General features: G+C 77.0%; 21 protein-coding genes. 10 read left to right on the top strand and 11 right to left on the bottom strand.

Features of this window, described 5'->3' with window-relative positions:
- Positions 1 to 31: 31 nt before the first annotated feature.
- On the top strand, positions 32 to 1540 hold the full coding sequence (locus HLV61_RS12740; protein WP_369255916.1) for a glycerol-3-phosphate dehydrogenase/oxidase: 1509 nt from the start codon (positions 32 to 34) through the stop codon (positions 1538 to 1540).
- Positions 1541 to 1654: 114 nt separating this feature from the next.
- Complete coding sequence (locus HLV61_RS12735; protein ID WP_369255914.1) at positions 1655 to 2449, top strand: methyltransferase domain-containing protein; 795 nt, start codon at positions 1655 to 1657, stop codon at positions 2447 to 2449.
- A gap of 50 nt (positions 2450 to 2499) precedes the next feature.
- Here the strand turns inward: HLV61_RS12735 and HLV61_RS12730 are convergent, their stop codons facing one another.
- Positions 2500 to 3264 (bottom strand): MerR family transcriptional regulator, encoded by a 765-nt coding sequence (locus HLV61_RS12730; protein WP_369255912.1) that lies wholly within the window; start codon positions 3262 to 3264, stop codon positions 2500 to 2502.
- A gap of 107 nt (positions 3265 to 3371) precedes the next feature.
- Here HLV61_RS12730 and HLV61_RS12725 point away from each other — a divergent pair, with 107 nt between their 5' ends.
- Positions 3372 to 4259: a haloalkane dehalogenase gene (locus HLV61_RS12725; protein ID WP_369255910.1), complete on the top strand. Its 888-nt coding sequence runs from the start codon at positions 3372 to 3374 to the stop codon at positions 4257 to 4259.
- On the opposite strand, the gene HLV61_RS12720 is transcribed toward HLV61_RS12725, so the two are convergent.
- Positions 4256 to 5107 carry a helix-turn-helix domain-containing protein gene (locus HLV61_RS12720; RefSeq protein ID WP_369255908.1) on the bottom strand — a complete coding sequence of 284 codons (852 nt, stop codon included), beginning with the start codon at positions 5105 to 5107 and terminating at the stop codon, positions 4256 to 4258. The two genes, HLV61_RS12725 and HLV61_RS12720, sit on opposite strands and share 4 nt — an antisense overlap.
- A gap of 27 nt (positions 5108 to 5134) precedes the next feature.
- Between HLV61_RS12720 and HLV61_RS12715 the strand changes: the two genes are divergently transcribed.
- Positions 5135 to 5620 (top strand): VOC family protein, encoded by a 486-nt coding sequence (locus tag HLV61_RS12715; protein ID WP_369255906.1) that lies wholly within the window; start codon positions 5135 to 5137, stop codon positions 5618 to 5620.
- On the opposite strand, the gene HLV61_RS12710 is transcribed toward HLV61_RS12715, so the two are convergent.
- The 3 genes from HLV61_RS12710 to HLV61_RS12700 are packed head-to-tail and all read right to left on the bottom strand — an operon-like array spanning position 5617 to position 7859.
- Positions 5617 to 6438, bottom strand: coding sequence for an ABC transporter permease (locus tag HLV61_RS12710; RefSeq protein ID WP_369255904.1), 822 nt, complete (start codon positions 6436 to 6438; stop codon positions 5617 to 5619). The genes HLV61_RS12715 and HLV61_RS12710 overlap by 4 nt on opposite strands.
- Positions 6435 to 7403, bottom strand: coding sequence for an ABC transporter ATP-binding protein (locus tag HLV61_RS12705; RefSeq protein ID WP_369255902.1), 969 nt, complete (start codon positions 7401 to 7403; stop codon positions 6435 to 6437). Before HLV61_RS12705 ends, HLV61_RS12710 begins: the two co-directional genes overlap by 4 nt.
- Before the next feature lie 42 nt (positions 7404 to 7445).
- Entirely contained in the window at positions 7446 to 7859 is a 414-nt protein-coding gene (locus HLV61_RS12700) for a hypothetical protein (RefSeq protein ID WP_369255900.1), read from the bottom strand.
- Positions 7860 to 7923: 64 nt separating this feature from the next.
- Between HLV61_RS12700 and HLV61_RS12695 the strand changes: the two genes are divergently transcribed.
- A complete protein-coding gene (locus HLV61_RS12695; protein WP_369255898.1) occupies positions 7924 to 8481 on the top strand; it encodes a TetR/AcrR family transcriptional regulator in 558 nt (185 codons plus the stop codon).
- Here the strand turns inward: HLV61_RS12695 and HLV61_RS12690 are convergent.
- Together HLV61_RS12690 and HLV61_RS12685 are read right to left on the bottom strand one after the other, a co-directional pair.
- A complete protein-coding gene (locus HLV61_RS12690; protein WP_369255896.1) occupies positions 8444 to 9901 on the bottom strand; it encodes a diguanylate cyclase domain-containing protein in 1458 nt (485 codons plus the stop codon). The genes HLV61_RS12695 and HLV61_RS12690 overlap by 38 nt on opposite strands.
- A 60-nt stretch (positions 9902 to 9961) precedes the next feature.
- Positions 9962 to 10561 (bottom strand): TMEM165/GDT1 family protein, encoded by a 600-nt coding sequence (locus tag HLV61_RS12685; protein ID WP_369255894.1) that lies wholly within the window; start codon positions 10559 to 10561, stop codon positions 9962 to 9964.
- 321 nt (positions 10562 to 10882) lie between these two features.
- On the opposite strand from HLV61_RS12685, the gene HLV61_RS12680 reads away from it, so the two are divergent.
- Entirely contained in the window at positions 10883 to 11989 is a 1107-nt protein-coding gene (locus tag HLV61_RS12680; protein WP_369255892.1) for an MFS transporter, read from the top strand.
- A gap of 54 nt (positions 11990 to 12043) precedes the next feature.
- Here HLV61_RS12680 and HLV61_RS12675 read toward each other — a convergent pair whose 3' ends face one another.
- Together HLV61_RS12675 and HLV61_RS12670 are read right to left on the bottom strand one after the other, a co-directional pair.
- Entirely contained in the window at positions 12044 to 14695 is a 2652-nt protein-coding gene (locus HLV61_RS12675) for a diguanylate cyclase domain-containing protein (protein WP_369255890.1), read from the bottom strand.
- A gap of 113 nt (positions 14696 to 14808) precedes the next feature.
- Positions 14809 to 16488 carry a GGDEF domain-containing protein gene (locus tag HLV61_RS12670; protein WP_369255888.1) on the bottom strand — a complete coding sequence of 560 codons (1680 nt, stop codon included), beginning with the start codon at positions 16486 to 16488 and terminating at the stop codon, positions 14809 to 14811.
- A 107-nt stretch (positions 16489 to 16595) separates the two neighbouring features.
- Between HLV61_RS12670 and pheA the strand changes: the two genes are divergently transcribed.
- From pheA to HLV61_RS12655, 3 genes are all read left to right on the top strand, one after another.
- Positions 16596 to 17531, top strand: coding sequence for a prephenate dehydratase (pheA, locus tag HLV61_RS12665; RefSeq protein ID WP_369255886.1), 936 nt, complete (start codon positions 16596 to 16598; stop codon positions 17529 to 17531).
- A 90-nt stretch (positions 17532 to 17621) separates the two neighbouring features.
- Positions 17622 to 18734 carry a serine hydrolase gene (locus HLV61_RS12660; RefSeq protein WP_369255884.1) on the top strand — a complete coding sequence of 371 codons (1113 nt, stop codon included), beginning with the start codon at positions 17622 to 17624 and terminating at the stop codon, positions 18732 to 18734.
- Positions 18735 to 18755: 21 nt separating this feature from the next.
- Complete coding sequence (locus tag HLV61_RS12655; RefSeq protein WP_369255882.1) at positions 18756 to 19244, top strand: ArsR/SmtB family transcription factor; 489 nt, start codon at positions 18756 to 18758, stop codon at positions 19242 to 19244.
- 5 nt (positions 19245 to 19249) lie between these two features.
- Here the strand turns inward: HLV61_RS12655 and HLV61_RS12650 are convergent, their stop codons facing one another.
- A complete protein-coding gene (locus HLV61_RS12650) occupies positions 19250 to 21358 on the bottom strand; it encodes an MMPL family transporter (RefSeq protein WP_369255880.1) in 2109 nt (702 codons plus the stop codon).
- 58 nt (positions 21359 to 21416) lie between these two features.
- Between HLV61_RS12650 and HLV61_RS12645 the strand changes: the two genes are divergently transcribed.
- Positions 21417 to 21869 (top strand): MarR family winged helix-turn-helix transcriptional regulator, encoded by a 453-nt coding sequence (locus HLV61_RS12645; RefSeq protein WP_369255878.1) that lies wholly within the window; start codon positions 21417 to 21419, stop codon positions 21867 to 21869.
- 32 nt (positions 21870 to 21901) lie between these two features.
- Here the strand turns inward: HLV61_RS12645 and HLV61_RS12640 are convergent, their stop codons facing one another.
- Positions 21902 to 22303 carry a DUF6841 family protein gene (locus HLV61_RS12640; protein WP_369255876.1) on the bottom strand — a complete coding sequence of 134 codons (402 nt, stop codon included), beginning with the start codon at positions 22301 to 22303 and terminating at the stop codon, positions 21902 to 21904.
- Positions 22304 to 22393: the final 90 nt, after the last annotated feature.

Below are 22393 nucleotides of genomic sequence, written 5' to 3'. Positions count from 1 at the left end.
GTCTGCCGGTGCTCCGACGGGGACCCCGCACGTGACCGGCGACCCCGACCTCACACCGGTGCGCCGCGCGGCCGACGTCGAGGCGCTGACCAGTAGCGACGTCGACGTCGTGGTGGTCGGTGGGGGAGTGACCGGCGCCGGCGTGGCACTGGACGCTGCCGCCCGCGGCCTGTCGGTGGCGCTGCTGGAGCGCACCGACCTCGCCGCCGGCACCAGCCGCTGGTCGAGCAAGCTCGTGCACGGCGGGCTGCGCTACCTGGCGCACGGCGAGATCGGCCTGGCCCGGGAGAGCGCCCGGGAGCGCGCCGTCCTCATGCGCACGACCGCGCCGCACCTGGTCCGGGCGCTGCCGTTCCTGGTGCCCGACGCCGCGGGCCGCGACGTCAGCGCCGTCGGGGCGCTCGGCGGGCGGCTCGGCGACGCGGTGCGGACCTCGGTGCGCGGCGGGCGCGGCTCGCTGCCGGGCACCCGCCGGGTGGGCCCCGCCGAGGTCGCGCGGCTGACGCCCGCCGTGCACCCGGGCCGCGGCGGCGCGGTGTTCTGGGACGGGCAGCTCGCCGACGACGCCCGGCTCGTCGTCGCCCTCGCGCGCACGGCCGCGGCGCACGGCGCCCGGGTGCTGACGGGAGCGCGGGTGGTCGCCGTCGACGGGTCGGAGGTGCACGCCGACGTGGACGGGGCGCCGGTGACCCTGCGCGCGGGCGCCGTCGTCAACGCGACCGGCGTGTGGGCCCAGGCGCTGGCGCCCGGGATCCGGCTGGCGCCCTCGCGCGGCTCGCACCTCGTCGTCCGCGCGGAGCGCCTCGGCGACCCGCTCGCCGCGCTGACCGTGCCGCTGCCCGGCTCGCGGTCGCGGTACGTCTTCGCGCTGCCGCAGCCGGGTGGGCTGGTGTACCTGGGGCTCACCGACGAGCCGGTGCCCGGGCCGGTGCCCGACGACGACCCGGTCCCCGCGGCCGCCGAGGTGCGGCAGCTGCTCGACACGGTCAACCGGGTGCTGACCGTGCCGTTGAGCCGTGACGACGTCGTCGGCGCCTACGCCGGACTGCGGCCGCTGGTGCTGCCGGAGTCGGCGGGGACGGGACCGGGCGACGCCACCGCCGACCTGTCCCGCAGGCACCTGCTGCGGTGGGACGGGCCGGTCCTCTCCGTCGTCGGCGGGAAGCTGACCACCTACCGCGCGATGGCCGCCGAGGCCGTGGACGCCGTGGTCGCCCGGCTGGGCCGGGGCGCGCGGCGGTCTCCCACGGCGCGGCTGCCGCTGGTGGGGGCGGCGTCCCCGGCGGAGCTCGCCGCCGTGGCCGCGCCGGCCCGGGTGGTCGCCCGGTACGGCACCGAGGCGCCGCGGGTGGCCGCCCTCGGCCTCGACCCGGTGGTCGCGGGCCGGCCCGAGACGGTGGGGGAGCTGCGCTTCGGCGCCCTGGCCGAAGGTGCGCGGACCGTCGCCGACCTGCTCGACCGGCGGGTGCGTCTCGGCCTCGTCCCCGCCGACCGCGAACGTGCGCGCGCCGCCGCCGAGGCCGTCCTGAGCGAGGCATAGGAAGCTCTCCGCACGGATCCGACGGGGAGACGTGGGGATAGCCTCCTGTGCTCGTCGTCTCAGTCAGTGGGAAGGCCGTTCCGCTGGATGGGACGGCAGGAGCAGGATGCCGACGTGGACACCTACACGCACGGGCACGCCGAGCCGGTCCTGCAGTCGCACCGCTGGCGGACCGCCGAGAACTCCGCCGCGTACCTGCTGCCGCACCTGCGGCCAGGCCTCGACCTGCTCGACGTCGGGTGCGGGCCGGGGACGATCACCGTCGACCTCGCCCGCCGGGTGGCTCCCGGGCGCGTGCTCGGCCTCGACGTCTCGCCCGACCCGCTCGACGAGGCGCGGGACCTCGCCGGGCGGGAGGGCGTCGCGGTGACCTTCACCGTCGGCGACGTGTACGCGCTCGACCTGCCCGACGACTCCGTCGACGTCGTGCACGCCCACCAGGTGCTGCAGCACCTCACCGACCCGGTCGCCGCCCTGCGCGAGATGGCGCGCGTGTGCCGCCCCGGCGGGCTGATCGCCGTCCGCGACGTGGACTACGCCGCCACCACGTGGTTCCCCGCCGACCCGGGCCTGGACCGCTGGCTGGACCTGTACGGGCGCGTGGCGCGGGCCAACGGCGCCGAACCCGACGCCGGCCGCCGGCTGCCCGCCTGGGCGCACGCGGCGGGACTGCGCGACGTCGCCGCGTCGGCGTCGTCGTGGTGCTACGCGTCGGCGGCCGAGCGGGAGTGGTGGGGCCGCTCCTGGGCGGGCCGGGCGACGGCGTCCGCCTTCGCCGAGCAGGCCCTCGCCTACGGGCTGGCCACGCGGGACGAGCTCGAGGGGCTCGCCGCCGCGTGGCTGCGCTGGGCCGCCGCGGACGACGGCTGGCTGGGCATGCTGCACGGCGAGGTCCTCGTCCGCGTGTGACCGCGCCCGGTGCGGCAGGAACGGCCACTCCTGCCGCACCGGAGCGCGGGTCAGCCCTGGCGGGCGGCGTTGGCCTGGACGGCGGTGCTCACCCACTGCGCGAGGCCCGGCGCCACGGCCTCGTAGGTGGCGGTGAACCGCTCGTCCTCGACGTACATCCGGCCCAGCGACGCGTGCATCTCCGGCGGGCAGTCGTAGAAGTCCCGCGTGATCTGCTGCCGGTGCTCCTCGGCGAGGTCCATCGCCGGCGCCGAGTCGGGTGCCACACCGGCACGCAGCGCCTCGGCCATCCGCCGCATCAGGTCCTCGCCCTCGGCCTTGATCCGCAGCCAGTCCTCCTTGGTGTAGGCCGCGCTGCGCCGCGAGGACTCGCGGTAGGCGTCGGTGTCGCCCCAGCGCTCCTGCACCTCGGCTTCGTACTGCTCCGGGTCGTGCTCGCCGAACACCTCGAACCGCTCCTGCGGGGTCAGTGAGATCCCCATCTGTCTCGCCTCCATCTCCTTCTCGACGGCCGCGACCATCGCCTGCGTGCGCTCCAGCCGGTCCCGCAGCAGCCGGTGCTGCCGGCGCAGGTGCTCGGCGGGGTCGGCGGACGGGTCGTCCAGCAGGGTCGCGACCTCCTCGAGGGGGAACCCGAGCTCGCGGTAGAGCAGCACCTGGTGCAGCCGGTCCAGGTCCGCCGCCGAGTACCGGCGGTACCCGGCCGCGGTGCGGCCCGACGGCGACAGCAGGCCGATCCGGTCGTAGTGGTGCAGCGTGCGCACCGTGACTCCGGCCAGCGCGGCTGTGTCGCCGATGCTCATCCCATCGTTCACGCGGGTCCCTCCTCCCTGACGACGACGAGTGCACAGCCTGACGTCGCGTCAGGGTCAAGCGCGATCCCCGGACGGCGCGCGGGCGGCCCCTGGGCGAGGATCGCGGCATGGACGACGACGTCTCGCCCGAGGACCGCTTCCCCCGGCAGCGGGTGACCGTCCGCGGCACCGAGATGGCCTACGTCGACGTCGGTGAGGGCGACCCGATCGTCTTCCTGCACGGCAACCCGACGTCGTCCTACCTGTGGCGCAACGTCATCCCGCAGGTGCAGCACCTCGGCCGCTGCATCGCGCCGGACCTGGTCGGCATGGGGGAGTCCGGCAAGCTGCCCGACCCGCAGCCCGGCACCTACTCCTTCGCCACGCACGCCGTGCACCTGGCCGGCCTGCTCGAGGCGCTCGACGTGGAGCGGAGGGTCACCCTCGTGCTGCACGACTGGGGCTCGGCGCTGGGCTTCGACTGGGCGCGGTCGCACCCCGAGGCGGTGCGCGGCCTGGCCTTCACCGAGGCCATCGTCACCCCGATGACCTGGGCCGACTGGCCGTCCGACGCCCGGAAGATCTTCCGCACCATGCGCGGCGACGACGGCGAGACGGTCATCCTGGACAAGAACGTCTTCGTCGAGCGGATCCTCCCGGCGTCGACCCTGCGCGGGCTCACCCCCGAGGCGCACGAGCGCTACCGGCAGCCCTTCCGCGAGCGCGAGGACCGCTGGCCCACGCTGGAGTGGCCGCGGCAGATCCCGCTGGACAACGTCCCGCCGGCGGTGCACGACGTCGTCGGCCGGTACGGGTACTGGTTGCGCACCAGCGCCGTCCCGAAGCTGTTCCTGAACGCCGAGCCCGGCTCGATCCTGGTCGGCCGGCAGCGGGCGCTGGTCCGCAAGTGGCCCTCGGTCACCGAGGTGACCGTGCCCGGCGCGCACTTCGTCCCCGAGGACTCGCCGCACGCGATCGGCCGGGCGCTGGCCGACTGGATCTCGACGCTGCCCTAGCCGCCGCGGGCGCGGGCGAGGTAGGCCGACGGCGTCACCCCGACGACGGACCGGAAGTCGCGGCTGAAGTGGGCCTGGTCGAACCAGCCGAGCGAGACGGCGAGCCCGGCCAGGTCGGTCACCTCGCCGCCGTCGATGGCGGCCGCGGCGTCCTGCAGCCGGTAGCGCGCCAGCACGGCCTTGGGGGAGAGCCCGACGAAGCCGGCGAACAGCCGCTGCAGGGACCGCACGCCCACCCCGGCCAGCGCGGCGACCTGGTCGACCCGCACCAGCCCGCGGTCCGCGGCCATCCGCTCGAGCAGCGCCGACAGGTCGAGGTAGGCCGGTGCCGGTTCGGGCGCCAGCGGCGCGAGCGCGGCGTCGAGGACGGCGGCCCGGGCGTCGTCGTCCTCCTCGGCGAGCACGGCCGCGAGCAGCGCGGCGGCGTCGAGGCCGGGGAGGTGCCCGGACAGCGGGACGGCGGTGCCGCGGGCCGGCGGGCGGCCGCCCGTCGCCACCCAGCCGCCGGGCCGGAACTTCGCCGCGGTCACCCGGCCGGTGCCGGTCAGGTCCACGACGAACCGCCGCGGGACGACGCCGTGCACCAGGACCGCCGGCAGCGCCACGCCGAACCGCGGCTCACTGCCGGTCTCGACCGACAGGTTGACGCTCGGGTGGCTGAGCACCTCCGACCGGTACGGCGGGCGGCCCGTCAGGTCCCAGGACACCGACCAGTACCGCTCCACGAACGGCTGCAGCGCCGGCGCGACGGGGGCCTCGCGGCGCAGGCCGGCGACCCGGGCGGTCTCGGCCGGCCGCAGCAGTCCGCGGGTCGTCGGATCGGCTGTCGCGTTCCTCCAAGACGACACGGCTGGAGCGTAGGCAGGGTGGGGGACATGGCGATCACCGACGGCCGGCCCGACGGCTACACGACCCTGACCCCGTTCCTCGTCTGTTCGCCCGCCGCCGAGGCCATCCGCTTCTACGAGGAGGTCTTCGGCGCCACCACGGTCAGCCGGATGGACGGTCCCGACGGCACCGTGGCGCACGCGGAGCTGCAGTTCCCCGCCGGCCGCCTGCAGCTGGGCGACCCCGACCCGCAGTACGGCCTGGTCGCGCCTCGCAGGCAGGCCGAGGACCGGGTCAGCGGCTCGACCTGCGTCTACGTGCCCGACGTCGACGCGGTGTTCGCCGCGGCCGTCGAGCGCGGCGCCACCGTGCGCGAGGAGCCGGCCACCTTCGTCACCGGCGACCGGTTCGCCTCGATCCACGACCCGTTCGGGCACCGCTGGGCGGTCATGACCCGGGTCGAGGACGTCAGCCCCGAGGAGGCCGAGCGCCGCCTGTCCGAGTGGGCGGCGTCGGGTGGGCTGGACCGTTAGTCCAGCGCGCGGCGGCGGAAGCCGACCAGGCTGAGCACGCCGAACACCGCCAGGAAGCCGGTCAGCGCCAGCGCGCACACGGTCAGGGACAGGTGCGGCACCTGCGGTGCCATCTGCGCGCGCAGCGCCTCGCTGACGTAGGTCAGCGGGTTGAGCGCGCACACCACCTGGAACCAGCGCAGCTGGTCCAGTGCCGGCCACGGGAACTGGGTGGAGCCGGTGAACAGCAGCGGCGTGAGGACGACGGCGAAGACGACGTTGATCCGGTTCGGCTTCACGAAGGTGCCCAGCGTCATCCCGATCGCCGCGCCCACCAGCGAGCCGAGCACCAGGAAGAAGACCAGCACCGGGACGTCGGACCAGGTCACCGGCAGCGAGCCCAGCACCCACAGCCCGATCGGGAACATCACCGCCGCCGCCACCAGCGCGCGCAGGGTCGCGAACACCACCTTCTCGACGGCGACCAGCGCGGTGGGCAGCGGTGCCAGCAGCCGGTCCTCGATCTCCTTGGTGAACGAGAAGTCGATGACCAGCGGGAACGCGGTGTTCTGCAGGGCGGTGAGGAACGCGGCCAGCGATACGACGCCGGGCAGCAGCACGTCGGCGTAGCCGCTGGTGGTGAAGCCGAGCTCGACGAGCACCTTGCCGAAGACGAACAGCAGGAAGACCGGCTGCAGCACCACCTGCAGGAGGAACGGGACGAACTCCCGGCCGGTGACGAACACGTCGCGCCACAGCAGCGCGGTGAACGCCCGCCCGACGCTCGGCCGGGCGGGGGCGGCGGCGCCGGTCACCCGTGGCGTCTCGACGGCGGTCATCGCAGCTCCCGTCCGGTCAGGCTGAGGAAGACGTCCTCCAGGCTGGGCTCGCCGATCCGCACGCCGGTGAGCCGGGCGCCGCGGGCGGTGAGCACCTCCGACACCGGCCCGACCGTCCCCGCGGCGTCGGAGGAGAGGTACAGCCGCGCCCGCAGGCCCGAGGCGTCGGCGACCGGCTCCACCCGCTCGGCCTGCGGCAGCGCCGCGAGCGCCGTGATCACCGCCTCGTCGCTGTCCCCGGGGGCGCGCTCGACGTCGACGTCGAGGGTGGCGCTGCCGGGCAGCGAGCGGGTGAGCGCGGCGGGCGTGTCCAGCGCCAGCAGCCGGCCGTGGTCCATGATCCCGACCCGGTCGGCCAGCGCCGCCGCCTCGTCCATGTCGTGCGTGGTGATCACCACGGTCACCCCGCCGTCCCGCAGCTCGCGCACCCGCTCCCACACGAACAGCCGGGCCTGGGGGTCCAGGCCGGTGCTCGGCTCGTCGAGGAACACCACCTGCGGGGCGTGCATCAGCGCGCGGGCGATGAGCAGCCGCTGCGCCATCCCCCCGCTGTAGTCGTCCACCTTGTCGCCGCCGCGGTCGCCGAGGCCCAGGCGGTCGAGCAGGTCGTCGGCCCGGCGGTTGCGTTCGGCCCGCCCGACGCCGTGGTAGGCGGCGTGGAAGACCAGGTTCTGCCGCGCGGTCAGCGACCGGTCGAGGTTGGAGCGCTGGGGCACCACCGACAGCCGGCTGCGCGCGGTGACCGGGTCGGCCGCGACGTCGACCCCGGCCACGCGGGCCGTTCCGCCGGTGGGCAGCACCCGGGTGGTGAGGACGCCGATCGTCGTCGTCTTGCCGGCGCCGTTGGGACCGAGCAGGCCGAAGACCTCACCGCGCTCGACGGTGAAGCTCACCCCGGCGACGGCGTCGACCGGACGGCCGGGATAGCGCTTGACCAGGTCGGTGACCTCCACGGCGGCGTCCATCCCCGGCCATGGTGCCACTCCGCGGCCACCCCGCCGCGCCGGTCACGCCGTCGACGCGGGCGCCGTGGGGAGGGCCTGGGCGGTGGCCTGGGTGAGGGCCTCGTCGACGGTGGGCATCGACCCGGCGGCCGGGAGCGCCCGGTTGCCGAAGGAGGACAGCCGCGGCCCCCAGCGGCGCATCGCCGTCCGGTGCGGATCGGTGCGCGCGAACGTCCGCATCGTCGTCTGGTCGTCCCACCACGAGACGGTGGCGAAGTACCGGCGCAGGGGCTGCGCGCGCAGCAGTGCCGAGCGGGCGCCCGGGGACCGGGAGACCTGCCGCAGGATCGTCAGCGAGGTCGCCATGAAGGCGGGCACGTCGCGCAGGCGGCGCAGCCGGAGCTCGGTGAGCAGGACGACGCCGGGGCCGTCGAACGTCCGGTGGGTGGTCCACGGCAGGTCGGGGATGACGGGCACGGGAGCCTCCTTACAGGTGTAAAGCGACCGTACGCCTGCCGGTTCACACCTGTAAAGTGGCGGCGTGCCCCGGGACCTCCGCACCGACCTGCTCGCCGCCGCCGGTGCCCTCGTCGAGCGGACCGGGTCGGTCGAGGCCGTGTCCCTGCGCGCGGTCGCCCGCGAGGCCGGCGTCAGCGCGCCCGCCGTCTACGGGCACTTCGCCGACCTCGGGGTGCTCCTCGACGCCGTGGTCGCGCAGGGCTTCGCCGACCTCGTGACCGCGGTCCGCGCGGCCACCGACGGTGTACCCGACCCCGTCGAGCGGCTGCTGGCCGGCTGCCACGCCTACGTGCGGTGCGGGCTGTCCGCGCCGGGCCGCTACCGCGCGATGTTCGGCTCCCGCCAGGTAGCGGCCGGGGCCGCCGCGTTCGACGTCCTGGTCGCCGCCGTCGACGCCTGCGTGCGGGCCGGCCGGTCGGCCGCGCGCGACCCCCGGGTCGACGCGACGCTGGTGTGGACGGCGCTGCACGGCCTGGTCACGCTCTGGGCCGGCTGGGTCGACCGGCCGGGGCCCGACCTCGAGGCGCAGGTCGACGCGCTGGTCATGCGGCTGGCCCTGGTGGGCGACGGGACCGCTTGACCTCGTACATCGCCGCGTCGGCGCGACGGAGCAGGCTGTCGGCGTCGTCGCCGCGCCGGGACAGGGCCACGCCGGTGCTCGAGCGCAGCGGCCGGCCGCCGTCGGTCGGCGTCGCGAGGGCGGTGGTGATGCGGTCGACCAGGCGCTGCGCGGCCGCCGCGGTGGCGGTGCCGGTGCACAGGACGACGAACTCGTCACCGCCGATGCGGGCCACGGTGTCACCCGGGCGCACCACCGACCGCAGCGCGGCGGCCATCCGCAGCAGGGCGGCGTCACCGGCGGCGTGACCGAGGGTGTCGTTGACGTCCTTGAAGCCGTCGAGGTCGCAGTAGAGCAGGGCGGCGGGCAGCCCGTCGCGGGCCTGGACCTGCAGCGCCTGCTCGACCCGGTCGAGCAGCAGCGCCCGGTTGGGCAGCCCGGTGAGGGCGTCGTGCGCGGCGGCCTCGCGCAGCCGGGCCTCCAGTTCCCGCTGGGCGGTGACGTCCATCATCGCGACGACGGCGCCGGTGAGCCGGCCCGCGGCGTCCAGCACCGGGGTGCCGGAGGCCCGCAGCACCCGGAGGGGGTGTCCGGGACGGTCGATCGCCATGTCGGCGTCACGGACCCGGCCCTCGGTGTAGACCCGGGCCAGCGGGACCTCCTCCGGCCGCAGCCGGCGGCCGTCCGGGGCGCGCAGGCCGAAGGTCTCGACGACCTGCTCGGTCAGGCGCGCGCCCTCGACCCGCTCGGCGTACCGCTCGGGCAGGCCGTGCCACTCCCGGCCGAGCCGGTTGAACAGGGTGAGCCGGCCCTCGGCGTCGGCGGCCACCACGCCGACGGGGAGCGACTCCAGGAGCGCGCGGGTGAAGGCCTCCGAGCGGGCGGCGTGCCCGGCGGCGGCCTCGGCCTGGTCGCGCGCGGCCGCGCTGGCGGCGGCCAGGTCGGCGAGCTGGCGGGCCTGCCGGCGGCGCTGGAAGAGGGCGACGACGACGGACGCGAGGTCGGCCAGCCGGTCCCCGGTGCCGGGGGCGAAGGCGTGTGGCGCCGTGTCGAAGACGCACAGCGTCCCCACGGTCTCCCCGTCGACGACCAGCGGCGCGCTGGCGTAGGCCCGCACGGTCGCCCGCCGGCCGTCCACCCAGGGGTTGCCCGCCCAGCGCGGATCGGCAGCGAGGTCGTCGTGGACCCGGGTCCCCGGGCCCTCGGCGCCCATCCCCGCGCAGAGCGACTCCTCCCGCGGCGACGCGCACCCGAGGAAGCCGTGTGGGGCGACCTGGTGCTGCTCGCAGGCGTCGAGCAGGTTGACCGTCGCGCACGACACGCCGGCCACGGCCGCGGCGACGCGCACGACGGCGGCGAGCTCGGCGTCCCGGTCGAGGTCCCGGACGTCGAGCTCGGTCGGTGCCGCCGGGGTGCCGACAGCGGCCGTGGAGACGGTCATGGGAGAGGCAACGGGCGTCGCGCGGCCCGGCTGCAGGACCGCGGCGGGGCGGTCCCCCGATCAGGTGAGGGCGCGGACGGTCTCCACCACGGCGAACACGGCGAAGACGACGAACAGCACCGCGGCCACCCGGCGGATCAGCGCCACCGGCAGCCGGTCGGCCAGCGTCCTGCCGAGGAACACCGCCAGCCCCGACACCGTGAGCAGGGCCGCCCAGGCGCCGACGAAGACCGACAGCGGCGCGTCGAAGCGGGCGGCCAGGCCGGCGGTGGCCAGCTGGGACAGGTCGCCCCACTCCGCGGCGAACAGCACGCCGAAGGAGACGGCGGCCGCGCGCAGGAACGACGTCCGCTCCCGGGTCTCGACGGCCTCCCCGCCGTCCTCGGGCCCCTCGGACGCGCTGCGCCACAGCAGCACCGCGCCGACGAGGAAGAGCACCGCCACGACGCCGCTGACCAGCGCCGCCGGCAGCAGGGACAGCAGGCTGCCGGCGGTGACGGCGATGGCGACCTGCACGCCGAACGCGGTGCCGACCCCCACGAACACCGGTAGCGGCGCGAACCGGGTGGCCAGGACGAGGCTCGCGAACAGCGTCTTGTCCGGCAGCTCGACCGGCAGCACGAGGGCGAACGCCGTTCCCACGACGGACAGGACGATCACGGGGTGCTCTCTTCCGCTCGGCGCGGCCGGGCGGGGGCGCGTGCCTCCGACCGGCAGCGCGACGACTGCTCCGGCCGAAGGTCTCGCCCACCCGCGCGGGGCGCGGGCCCGCTGACCGGGCGGCTCCCGGGGGAACGCGCCAGCATGTCGACCAGCGGACGGGGGGCTACTCCCCTTCTCGGGCGCCAACCCTAGACGACGGGGACGCGGAATCCCGGTGCGCGCGGGTGTGTGCCCCGTTACCGTCGTGCCGTGCCGTTCCGTTGACGCCCTGACCGGATCGCCCTCCCCCCGGCCGCGCGGCCACTGGCCCGCCTGGCCGTGGCCTGGACCGCGCTGTCCGGGCTGGCTCCCGTCTACCCGCTGTACGCGCTGCTGTTCCTCGACACCGGGCTCTCGGCGGCGCAGGTGTCGGGCCTGTTCGCCCTGTGGTCGGTCACCGGCCTGCTCGCCGAGGTGCCCACCGGCGTGCTGGCCGACCGCTGGTCGCGCCGCGGCGCGCTGGTCCTGGCCGGGGTCCTCGAGGCCGCCGGGTTCGTCGTCTGGACGGTGGCACCGGGGCTGCCCGGCTTCGCCGCCGGCTTCGTCGTCTGGGGCGTCGGGGGCGCGCTGGTCTCCGGCGCGGCCGAGGCGCTGGTCTACGAGGGCCTGGCCGCCGCCGGCGCGCAGGACGCGTTCGTGCGCGTCCGGGGCGCGACGACGGCCACCGAGCTGCTCGTGCAGGTGCCCACCGCGGTGCTGGCCGGGGCGCTGGTCGAGGCCGGCGGCTACGCGCTGGTCGGGTGGGTGAGCGTGGGCGTCTGCCTCGCGGCCGCGGCGCTGGCCACCCGGTTCCCCGAGACCGCACCCACGGTGGACGACGGGGACGGGGGCGGGAGCCTGCGGTCGGCCGTGGCGGAGGCGCTGCGCCGGCCGTCGCTGCGGCTGGCCGTCGTCGCCGTCGCGCTGCTCGGCGGGCTCGACGCGCTGGAGGAGTACTTCCCGGTCATGGCGCGCGACCGCGGCGTGCCCACGGAGTTCGTGCCCACCGCGGTCCTCGTCGTCGCGCTGGCGGGGGCGGCGGGCGCCGCACTGGCCGGCCGGCTGGCGCGGCTGCCGTCCCGGGCGCTGCCGGCGCTGCTCGCCCTGTCCGCGGTGCTGCTCGCGGCCGGGGCGCTGGCCGGGACGGCCGTGGCGCTGGCCGCCGTCGCGCTGTCCTACGGCCTGTACCTCGCCGTGCTGGTGGTGGGGGAGGCGCGGCTGCAAGAGCAGGTGCCGGGCGCGGCGCGGGCCACGGTGACGTCGGTCGCGGGCCTGGGCATCGAGCTCAGCGCGCTGCTGGTGTTCGGCGCCTGGGCGCTGGGGGCGGCGCCCGCCGTCGCGGTGCTGTTCCTCGCCGTCGTCCCCGTCGTCGCCCTGGGCCTGTCCGCCCGGGTGAGCAGCCATTAGCGCGACGAAGGCCCCGGCCCGGGCGGCAGGAACGGCCATTCCTGCCGCCGGTGGCTAGCGGGCGGTGCGGCGGGCGATGCGGGCGGCGAAGACGCCGGCGGCGTGGCCGTTGTCGATGTTGCTGACCACGACGCCCGGCGAGGCCGAGTTGAGCATCGTCAGCAGCGCCCCGAACCCGCCGAAGGAGCCCGGCTGCCCGGTCGAGGTGGGCACCGCGACGATCGGGACGTCGGTCATCGCGCCCACCGTCGCCGCCAGCGTGGCGTCGAGGCCGGCGACCACGACGAGGCAGTCGACGTCGTCGAGCAGGGTGCGGTCGGTGAGCAGCGGCCGCAGCCGGCTGCCGCCGACGTCGTCGACGCGCACGACCTCGGTGCCGGTCACCCGCGCGACGAAGGCGGCCTCCGCGGCGACCGTGGCGTCGGCCGTGCCGGCGCACAGGACGCCGACCCGGCCCCGCGGCTCGGGGACCGGGCCGACGGCGGCCGACATCGCCGCGGCGTCGACCGTGGTGGACCCGTCGTGGGCGCCGGCCAGCGCGACCAGCGTGTCCGCGCTGGCCCGCACCACCAGCGCGGGCCGGTCGGGGTGCGCCGCCCGGGTCTCGCGGACGAGGGCGAGCACCTGCTCGGTGGTGCGGCCCACGCCCCAGATGACGTCGGGCTCGGCCGGCGCCGGGCGGGCCGGTGCCGCCGGCGGCGCGGGGCCGGGCGGGGAGGCGAGCGCCGGCTGGCCCGGGCTGCCCAGCGACAGCGGCGGGTCGGCCAGCAGCGGGGCGAAGCCGCCCACCGGGTCCAGCGGCGCGGACCGCACGGGCCCGACCCGGACGGCGGCCGGGCGGGCCTCCCGCCCGGGCGCGTGCGGTGCGGGGTCGGCCGGGGCGTCGGGCGCCCGGGTCTGGGTGACCGCCGACAGACGGACGACGCGGTCGCGGCCGCTGCGCTTGGCGTCGTAGAGGACGCCGTCGGCGGCGGCGAACAGCGTGCGCCGGTCGTCGCCGCGGGTGGCCGAGGCGATGCCGACGCTGATCGTCACCGGCACGGTCACCCCGAGCGCCGTCCAGTCGCGGGCGGCGACGGCGCGGCGGATCCGCTCGAGCGCCCGCTCGGCCTGCTCGGCGGTGGTGTCGGGCAGCAGGACGACGAACTCGTCACCGGCCCACCGGCACACCTCGTCGGTGTCGCGGCACCCGGCCAGCAGCAGCTCGGCGACCGCGCGCAGCACCGCGTCCCCGCCGGGGTGGCCGACGGCGTCGTTGATGGACTTGAACCGGTCGACGTCGACGACGGCGAGCGCCGGCGTGGTGCCCGCGCTGAGCAGCCCGTCGAGCCGAGCCTCGGCGTAGCGGCGGTTGGGCAGGTGGGTGAGCGGGTCCTCGTAGGCCTGGCGGCGCAGCTGCCCGGCGGCGCGCTCGTTCTCCAGCAGGCTCTTGCGCCGGCCGAACAGCTCCACCCAGCGGGTGCGCCGCTCGTCGACCCGGTCGAGCTCGTCGGCGAGGTAGGCCTGCAGGTAGGGCAGCGCCCGGCCGGCGTCGTCGAGCTCGGCGTGCAGCGTGCACAGCTCCCGCAGCGCGGACCGGCGCAGCCGCGGCAGGCCGTGCTCGGTGGCCAGTGCCAGCGCCTTGGCCAGCTGCTCGTCGGCGCCGCGGCCGTCGCCCTGGCGGCGCAGCGCCCGGCCGAGCGCGAGCAGGGCCGAGGCCAGCAGCGCGCGGTCGCCGGCGGCGCTGGCGATCCGCACGGCGGCCCGCAGCGGGCCGGTGGCGGCGGCGTGCTCGCCCAGCCCGACCAGCGCCCAGCCGTGCACGACCTGCGCGGACACCAGGCCGTCGGCGTCGGGCGGCAGCTGGGCCAGGGCCTGCTCGGCCAGCCGGCGGCTCTCGGCGAAGTGCGGGACGGCGGCCCCGGGCTCGCCGTCGTCGAGCAGCGCCTCGCCCAGCTCCGCGCACAGCGCGCCCAGACAGGTGGCGGCGCCGGCGACGAGCACGTCGGGATCGCCGTCGCCGGGGCCGAGCCTGCCCTGCTCGGCGGCGGCGGCCGCCGCGTCCAGCGCGCGGCGCTGGTAGTCCAGCGCCAGCGGCATCAGCTCGAGGTCGGCGAGGACGCCGGCCAGCGTGCCCAGGGTGTCGACGAGCAGCGCGTCGGGCGGCAGGGCGGGGTCGAGCAGGCTGGCCGCCTCGACCGCCTCGTCCATCGCCGCGTCGATGCGGCGCGAGAGCAGCTCGATGCGGGCGTGCCGGGCGAGACCCGCGGCCCGCTGCAGGGCGTCGTCGGTGGCGTCGAAGGCGGCCTTCGCCGAGCGCACGAGGGCGATGGCGAGGGCGGCGTGCGACGCGGACTCCGAGCGCGGGTCGCCGGCCCCGGCGTCGCGGCCGGCGGGACCCTCGGCGGCGCGGTCGAGGAGGTCGGCGACGCCGGCGTGCAGGTCGAGGGACTCGGTCGCCTCCGGTGCGTCCAGCGGCTCGCCGACGAGGGTGAACCCGGCGACGCGCAGCCTGCGGACCAGCAGCTCGGCGCGCAGGGTGTCGGCCCAGGCGCGGCCGAGGGAGGGCGCGTCGTCGCGGGCGCCGGCCCCGGAGGACCCGGCCGCGGAGGACCCGGCCTCGTACGGCGAGGACGGGTCGACGACCGACAGCAGCCGCTCGGCGTCGTCGAGCTGCCAGTTGGCGAGGGCGGCGGTCACCCGGTGGTGCAGGGCTCCCGGTGGCACCAGCGCACTGTGCACGCCGTCGGACGGGGATGCGAGCGCCCGGGCCCCGGCGCGCCGTGTGGCGCCGGTCGCGTCGTCCGTCGCGTCACTGGCGTCCCAGGTGCGGCCCGCCCTCACGACGGGGTCCCCTCCGCGGGGCCGTCCACCAGCCCGGGGGCGCGGACCCGGTTGCGCCCGCCGCGCTTGGCCGAGAACAGGTGCAGGTCCGCGGTGTCGAACAGCGACCGCCAGCCGACCGCGGCGTCGTCGTCGCCGGCCGGCGCGGTGGCCACCCCGATGCTGACGGTGATCGGCTCGCTCAGGGACAGGTCGCCCCAGTCGGCGTCGGCCACGGCCGCGCGCAGCCGCTCGGCGGCGGCCAGCGCCTGGGCCGGGGTGGCCGTCGGCAGCACGACGAGGAACTCGTCGCCGGCCCAGCGGTACACCTCGTCGCCGACCCGGCTGTGCTCGCGCAGCAGCGCGGCCACCCGGTGCAGCACCTCGTCGCCGTGGGAGTGCGAGGTGTCGTCGTTGACCTCCTTGAACCGGTCGACGTCGACGACGGCCAGCGACAGCGGCTCGGCGCCCAGCCGCAGCCCGGCCAGCCGGCGCTCGGCGCTGCGCCGGTTGCCCAGCCCGGTGAGCGGGTCCTCCAGCGCGTGCCGGCGCAGCACGGCGGCCTGCCGCTCGACCTCCCGCAGCCGGCTCTGGCGCACGAACATCTCGGCCCACAGCTCCCGGCTGCGCGCGTGCGCCCGGCCGGTCTCGGCGCGGTAGGCGTCCAGCCAGTGCAGCGCCTCGGCGGGGCGGCCCATGGCGGCGGTGGCCTGGCCGAGCTCGAGCAGGCACTGCCGGTAGCGGCGCCGGTCGGCGGTGGCGGCGAAGGCCCCGGCGGCGCCGACGAGCAGGTCGGCGGCCTCCTCGCCGTGCCCGCCGCCGGTGTGCGCCTGCGACAGCCGGGTGAGCAGCCGGGACAGGGCCAGGTCCGCGTAGCCGCGCAGCCACGTGCTGCCGCTGCGGTGCACCCGCCGCTGCACGCTGCGCAGCGGGCCGAGGGCGTCGTCGAGGTCGTCGTGGCAGGCCAGGGCCCACGCCTGGACGACGTCGAGCAGGTCGAGGTCGTCGTCGTCGGGGTCGACGTCGAGCGCGCGGGCGTCGGAGGCGCGGGCCAGCGCGGTCCCGGCCAGCTCGCGCGCCCGGTCGGCCTCGCCCCGGCGGCGCAGCGTCTGGGCCAGCTCGCAGTTCTGCTGGGCGCACAGCCGCAGCAGCAGCCAGCGGTCGGTGAGGTCGGGCAGCGCGGCGGCCACCCGGTGCCCGCGCTCGGCCGAGGCGACGGCGAGCTCCTCGAGGTCGAGCGCGGTGAGGGTGAGCGAGAGCCACAGGTGCGCCTGGGCGAGGGCGCGGGAGGGCTCGCCCGCGGCCGGGGCGGGCGGGTCGAGCTGCTCGGTGAGCAGGCTCGCGTCGACGGCGAGCAACATCGCGGAGTCGGGGTGGTCGGCGGTGGCCTCGAGGTGCGCGAGGTAGGCCAGCACCAGCGCCGTCGAGGCCGACGGCGGGCAGGAGCCCAGGGCCTCGCGGGCGGCGGCTACCCCGGCTCCGGTGGCGTCCCGGTCGCCGTCGAGGAGCCCGCGCCGGGCGGCCAGCGCGTGCCGCCAGGCCGCCCAGCCGGGGTCGGCCGCCGCGGCGAGGCGGGCCTCGGCGTCGTCGAGCCCGGTCCGGAAGGCAGCGGCGTCGTCCCGGCTGCTCGCGGCCAGCAGACGCCACAGCGCAGCGTCGAGGTCACCGTCGGTGACGGGAGCAGGGCCGGGGGTCACGCATCCCTCCTCAGGCGGCGCCGGGCGTCCGGCCGTGCAGGCCGGCGGCGAGGCAGCTCCCCCCGGACGGGGCCTGCGCCCCTCTCCGACCGCACTACCCTCGTCGGGTGCCCCAGACGCCTCCGACGCGGTTCGCCTATCTCGGGCCCGAGGGTACCTTCGCCGAGGCGGCGCTCAGCAGCGCCGTCGCCCCCGGGGAGGGGGGGCGGCAGCCGGCGGCCAGCGTCCCGGCCGCCCTGGCGGCCGTCCGCGCCGGCGAGGTCGACGCCGCGCTCGTGCCCCTGGAGAACTCCGTCGAGGGATCGGTCCCGGCGACGATGGACGGCCTGGCCGACGGCGACCCGCTGGTCATCACCCGCGAGGTGTTCCTTCCGGTCTCCTTCGTCCTCGCCGCCCGGCCCGGCACCCGGCCCGAGGACGTCCGCGACGTGGTGAGCCACCCGCACGCGCTCGCCCAGACGGCCCGCACGGTGGCCGAGCGGCTGCCCGGCGTGCCGGCGCTGCCCGCCTCGTCGACGGCGGCCGCGGCCCGGGCGGTGGCCGACGGGGAGCACGACGCCGCGGTGTGCGCGCCGATCGCCGCCGAGCGCTACGGCCTGGTCCCGCTGGCCGAGGACGTGGCCGACCACCCCGGCGCGGTGACCCGCTTCGTCCTGGTGGCCCGCCCGGGACGGCTCCCGGCACCGACCGGCGCCGACAAGACCTCGCTGGTCGCCGTCGTCGCCGACCGGACCGGCGCGCTGCTCGACGTCCTGCGCGAGTTCGCCGTCCGCGGCATCAGCCTGACCCGCATCGAGTCGCGGCCCGTGCGCGACCGCCTGTGGGTCTACTCCTTCTCCCTGGACTGCGAGGGGCACGTGGCCGACGCGCGGGTGGGCGAGGCGCTGGCCGCGCTGCACCGGGTCTGCGAGGACGTGCGCTTCCTGGGCTCGTACGCGCGCGCCGACGGCCGCACCAGCCGGGACGTGCCCGACCAGGCCGCCGACGCCGCCTTCGCCGACGCGCAGGAGTGGGTGGCCCGCCTCCGCGCCGGCCGCACCTGACCCCGCGCCGTCCGAGCGGTGGCCGCGCGGGAGCAGCCGTGGCAGGCTCCGCCTACGGAATCCCGGAACACCGGAATCACGGAGGGCTTCGTGCGCCGTCCCCTCGCCGTCCTCGTCACCCTGCCCCTCGTGCTCGCCGCGTGCTCGGCCGGTGAGGCCGCCGGGGACGCGGCGGCCGCCTCCTCGGCAGCCTCCTCGTCCGATTGTCCCGCGCCGCCGGCGGCCGACCCCACCACGCCCGACGGGTGGCTGGGCTGGCTCGCGGAGCACCGTGACGACGTGGCGGTGGTCGTCCGCTCGGGGGACCGGGCGGTGGTCGAGCACCGGGCCGGCGAGCCGCAGCCGGTGGCCTCGGCGCTGAAGGTGGTGCACCTGGCCGCGTGGGCGACCGCGGTCCAGGAGGGGCGGCCGGCCCTCGACGAGCGGGTCCGCGTCGGCGACTGGGAGCGGTGGTACCTGCCGGGCACCGACGGCGGCGCGCACGTCGCGGCCCTGGACCGGCTGGGTGTGGCCCACGACGGCGTCCGGGCCCTCGACCCCGGCGCGGAGGTGGCCCTGTCCGACGTCGTCTCGGCGATGGTCCGGGAGAGCGACAACGCCGCGCCCGACCTGCTGCGCGACCTGCTGGGGGAGGAGGCGCTCGCCGCCGCGGCGGCCGGCGCCGGGCTGGACGGTGCCCCGCCGACCTTCCTGGGCACCTTCCTGCGCCTGGTGGAGCCGTCCGGGGCCGGTGCCCGGGCCGGTGCCGACGCCGATGCCGATGCGGACGCGGCCGCCCGCCGCTATGCCGACGACCCCGCGGAGGCCGCCCGCGTGCAGGCGCTCCTGCTGCCCGGTCCCGACGCCCAGGTGACCTGGGCGGAGACGACGCCCGCCGTCCCGGCCGCCGGCCTCGCCGACCTGCACCTCGCGCTGGCCGACGGCGACCCGCCGGCGGCCCGGGCGCAGCTGGAGTGGCAGCCCCCGCCCGAGGGACTGGCCGGCCTCGGGTTCAAGGGCGGCTCCCTGCCCGGCGTGCTCGCCGAGGCGATCACCGTCCGGGACGAGGACGGCACCACGTCGGTCGGCGTCCTGCTCGTGCGGGGGATGGCCGCCGAGGACTGGGTGGCCACGCTGTCGGCGGGCCTGCCGCACCAGCAGCTCCTGGTCGGCGCGCTCACCGACGAGGCGACCGCCGGCCGGCTGGCCTGCGCCCTCGCCTGACCGGCAGCGATCATCGGCGACGTGACCGGTGAACTGGAGCGGCTGCGGGACCGCCTGGCGACCCTCGAGCAGCGGGTCGCCGCGCTCGAGGGGTCGGTGCCGGAGGGGTCGGCGCCGGCGGTCCCGACCGGCGGGGAGGACGCCGGGAGCGTCCGCTACGGCGGCACCGTCCGGCTCGCCGGTGAGGTGCGCTGGACGATCGAGCTGGGCGCCGAGGACGTCCTGGCGCTGCCGCCGGCCGCCGTCGTCCGGGTGCTGGCCGCGCTGGGTCACCCGGTGCGGCTGGCCGTGGCGCAGCGGCTGCTGCGCGGGCCGGCGTCGGTGGCCGAGCTGCAGGAGGCGGTGGGCGGCAGCTCGGCCGGGCAGGTCTACCACCACCTGTCGACCCTCGCGGCCGCCGGCGTCGTCGAGGCCGTGGGCGGTGGGCGGCACCGGGTGCCGCCCACCGCCGTCGTCCCGCTGCTGGTGGCCCTGCTGGCGGGTGCCGACGTGGGCGGCGCGCTCGGCTGAGCCGCTCAGGCCGGCTCGAGCTCCCGCTCGGGCTCGGCCTGCGGACGACGGGCCGGCCGGCCCGGCCACCAGGTGCGGTCCCCGAGCAGCGCCACCGCCGACGGCACCACCAGCGACCGGACGACGAACGTGTCGAGCAGGACGCCGAAGCCCACGAGGAAGGCCAGCTGCACGAGGAACAGCAGCGGCAGCACCGACAGCGCGCCGAAGGTCGCGGCGAGCACCAGCCCGGCGCTGGTGATGACCCCGCCGGTGACCGCCAGGGCGCGCAGGACGCCGTCGCGGGTGCCGTGCCGCACGGACTCCTCGCGGGCCCGGGTCATGAGGAAGATGTTGTAGTCGATCCCCAGGGCGACGAGGAACACGAACCCGATGAGCAGGATGCCCGGGTCGCTGCCGGGGAAGCCGAACACGTCCTCGAACAGCAGCGCCGCCACCCCGACCGTCGCGCCCACGCTGAGCACCACCGTGGCCATCAGGAGCAGCGGGGCCACCAGCGCCCGGAGCAGCAGCGCCAGGACGACGGTGATGACCACCAGCACGCTCGGCACGATCACCCGCAGGTCGCGCGCGGCGGTCTCGCGGGCGTCGAGGTTGCTCGCGGTGTCGCCGCCCACCAGTGCCTCCGGGTCGGCGTCATCGAGCCGGTCGCGCAGGTCCTGGACGACGTCGATGGCCTCGGTGCTGTCCGGGGCGACGGCGAGCGTGACGTCCAGGCGGACCAGGCCGTCCACGGCCACCGGGTCCGCGCCGGGCTGCGACGGGCCCTGGGCGCCGGTGAACGGCACGACCGAGGCGATGCCGTCGGTGGCCGCCGCGGCCTCGGCCACCGCCGGCCAGTCGTCCTCCGGCGTCACGACGACGGTCGGAGCGCCCGCGCCGGCGTCGAAGTGGCGGCCCAGGGCCTCCTGGCCGTCCACGGCGTTGGACTCGCCGCGGATCGCGTCGGTGAAGGTGATGCCGCCGGCGTCGTAGGTCGGCGCGAACACGGCCGCGGCGACCAGTGCCAGCGTGCTGATCGCCAGCACCCGCCGGGGCCGCCGACCGACCAGCGCGGCGACCCGCGGCCACCCGCGTCCCTCGCGCACCTCGTCGCCGACGTACGGGCGGAACGGCCAGAACGCGGTGCGGCCGAGCAGGGTCAGGGCGGCGGGCAGGAAGGTCAGCGCGGCGACGACGGCGAGGGTGACGCTGACCGCCGAGATCGGCCCGAGGCCGCGGTTGGAGGCCAGGTCGGAGAAGAGCAGGCAGAGGACGCCGAGGACCACGGTCGCGCCGGAGGCGACGATCGGCTCCCACGAGCGGCGCAGCGCGGTGCGCATCGCGGCGTAGCGCGACGCCTCCGTGCGCAGCTCCTCGCGGAAGCGCGCGACCAGCAGCAGGCCGTAGTCGGTGGCCGCCCCGACCACCAGGATCGACGCGATGCCCTGGCTCTGCCCGTTGACGGTGATCAGGCCGGCGTCGGCCAGCAGGTAGGCGACCGCGGTGCCGGCGGTGAGCGCCAGGCCGGCGGTGGCGATCACCAGGAACGGCAGGATCGGGCTGCGGTAGACCACCAGCAGGATCAGCAGCACGACGCCGAAGGCGGCCAGCAGGAGCAGGCCGTCGATGCCCGCGAAGCCGTTGGCGAAGTCGGCGAAGATGCCGCCCGGACCGGTCACGAACGACGACGTCCCGTCGACCGCGATCACCTCCCGGACGTCCTCGACCACGGGCACGAGCTCGTCGCCGACCTCCGGGGACAGCGGGAGGACGGCCTCGACCGCCAGACCGTCCTCCGAGGGGATGGGCGGCGAGGCCTGCCCGGCGAGGAACCCGGCGTCCTCGGCGACGGCCGTGGCCTCCTGCAGTCGCTGCCCGATCTCGCCGAGCGTGGCCTCGTCGAGGGGGTCCTCGGCTTCCCACAGCAGGATCGCAGGGATCGCCTCCGTGGGGGAGAAGTCCTGCTGCAGCTCGGCCACCCGGGTGGACTCCGCGCTGTCGGGGAGGAACGCGGCGTTGTCGTTCTCCTGCAGGCCGGTCAGCTTGCCGCTCAGCGCGCCGAGCGGACCTGCCGCACCCACCCACAGCAGCAGGACGACCAGGGGGAGCAGCCAGCGGCCACGGCGCGCCATGATGTGATCCTCTCGACGGCCGAATGTCTCGACGACCGAGAGATTAGGGGGTGGGGAGGTGGCTCGCAACGACGGGGACCGAGCCGAGCTCGCCCTGCTGCTGCGCCGCCTGACCGTGGAGCTCGACGCGGTCGGCGAGCGCTTCGCCAAGCCGCAGGGACTCGGCCGCACGGACGTGCGGGCGGTCATCGCGATCCTGGACGCCACCCGGCGCGGGGAGCCGCTGACCGCCGGCGGACTGGGTGCCGCGGTGGGGCTGAGCTCGGCGTCGGTGACGGCGCTGGTCGACCGGCTCGAGCGCGCCGGGCACGTGCACCGCGTCCGCGACGCCGCCGACCGCCGCCGCGTGGTGCTGCAGATGTCGGAGGCCTCGATGGCCGCGGGCGCGGCCTTCTTCGGCGGGCTGCAGCGCGAGCTCGTCACCGCGATGGACGGCTTCTCCGACGACGACCTCGACGCCGTCCGACGGTGGCTGACCGCGATGACCGAGGTCGTCGTCGCCCACCGCTGACGGCGCGTCCGACGTCGCGGGCCGGGAGGCCGTCACGCCCCCGAGTGGGCGAGCAGCGCGGAGATGCGGCGCCCCGCGGGGCCGTCGGTGATGAGGTAGGTCGTCTCCACGCGGGTGATCTCGGTGCCGTCGGCCCGGAGGCGCGCGAAGGCCGCGCGGTGCAGCGCGCACGTCCCGTTGAGCACGACGGTGGCACTGGAGAGCTCCTCGCCCCGGTCGTAGCCCGACGCCCGCAGGCCGGAGACGAGGCGTCGGGCGAGGGCCAGCACCTGGTCCTCGTCGGTGAGGTGGGAGCAGCCGGCGTCGGTGCTGACGATCAGCGGCACCCCGTAGTGGGCCAGCAGTCGCCGGACGTCGTCGCTGTCGCCGCGTGCCAGCGCGACGAAGTCGGCCAGGTAGGCCCGGTACCAGCGCGTGATCTCGTGCTCGTCCATGCCGGGAGTGTGGCCGCCCTGCGAGCCCGGGAGAGCCTCGGGCGTAGCGGGTCAGCAGCTGCTCGAGCCGGTCGGCGTGCCGGACGACGA

The organism is Geodermatophilus amargosae, assembly GCF_041028265.1.
Lineage (GTDB): Bacteria > Actinomycetota > Actinomycetes > Mycobacteriales > Geodermatophilaceae > Geodermatophilus > Geodermatophilus amargosae_A.
This window is presented reverse-complemented; position numbering and strand designations above follow the sequence as displayed.

What these genes read in the sequence shown, in the direction of transcription:
- HLV61_RS12725 (WP_369255910.1), top strand. Translation starts at nt 3,372, where the DNA reads ATGGACGACGACGTCTCGCCCGAGGACCGCTTCCCCCGGCAGCGGGTG.
- HLV61_RS12715 (WP_369255906.1), top strand. Translation starts at nt 5,135, where the DNA reads ATGGCGATCACCGACGGCCGGCCCGACGGCTACACGACCCTGACCCCG.
- HLV61_RS12710 (WP_369255904.1), bottom strand. Translation starts at nt 6,438, where the DNA reads ATGACCGCCGTCGAGACGCCACGGGTGACCGGCGCCGCCGCCCCCGCC.
- HLV61_RS12705 (WP_369255902.1), bottom strand. Translation starts at nt 7,403, where the DNA reads ATGGACGCCGCCGTGGAGGTCACCGACCTGGTCAAGCGCTATCCCGGC.
- HLV61_RS12690 (WP_369255896.1), bottom strand. Translation starts at nt 9,901, where the DNA reads ATGACCGTCTCCACGGCCGCTGTCGGCACCCCGGCGGCACCGACCGAG.
- HLV61_RS12650 (WP_369255880.1), bottom strand. Translation starts at nt 21,358, where the DNA reads ATGGCGCGCCGTGGCCGCTGGCTGCTCCCCCTGGTCGTCCTGCTGCTG.
- HLV61_RS12640 (WP_369255876.1), bottom strand. Translation starts at nt 22,303, where the DNA reads ATGGACGAGCACGAGATCACGCGCTGGTACCGGGCCTACCTGGCCGAC.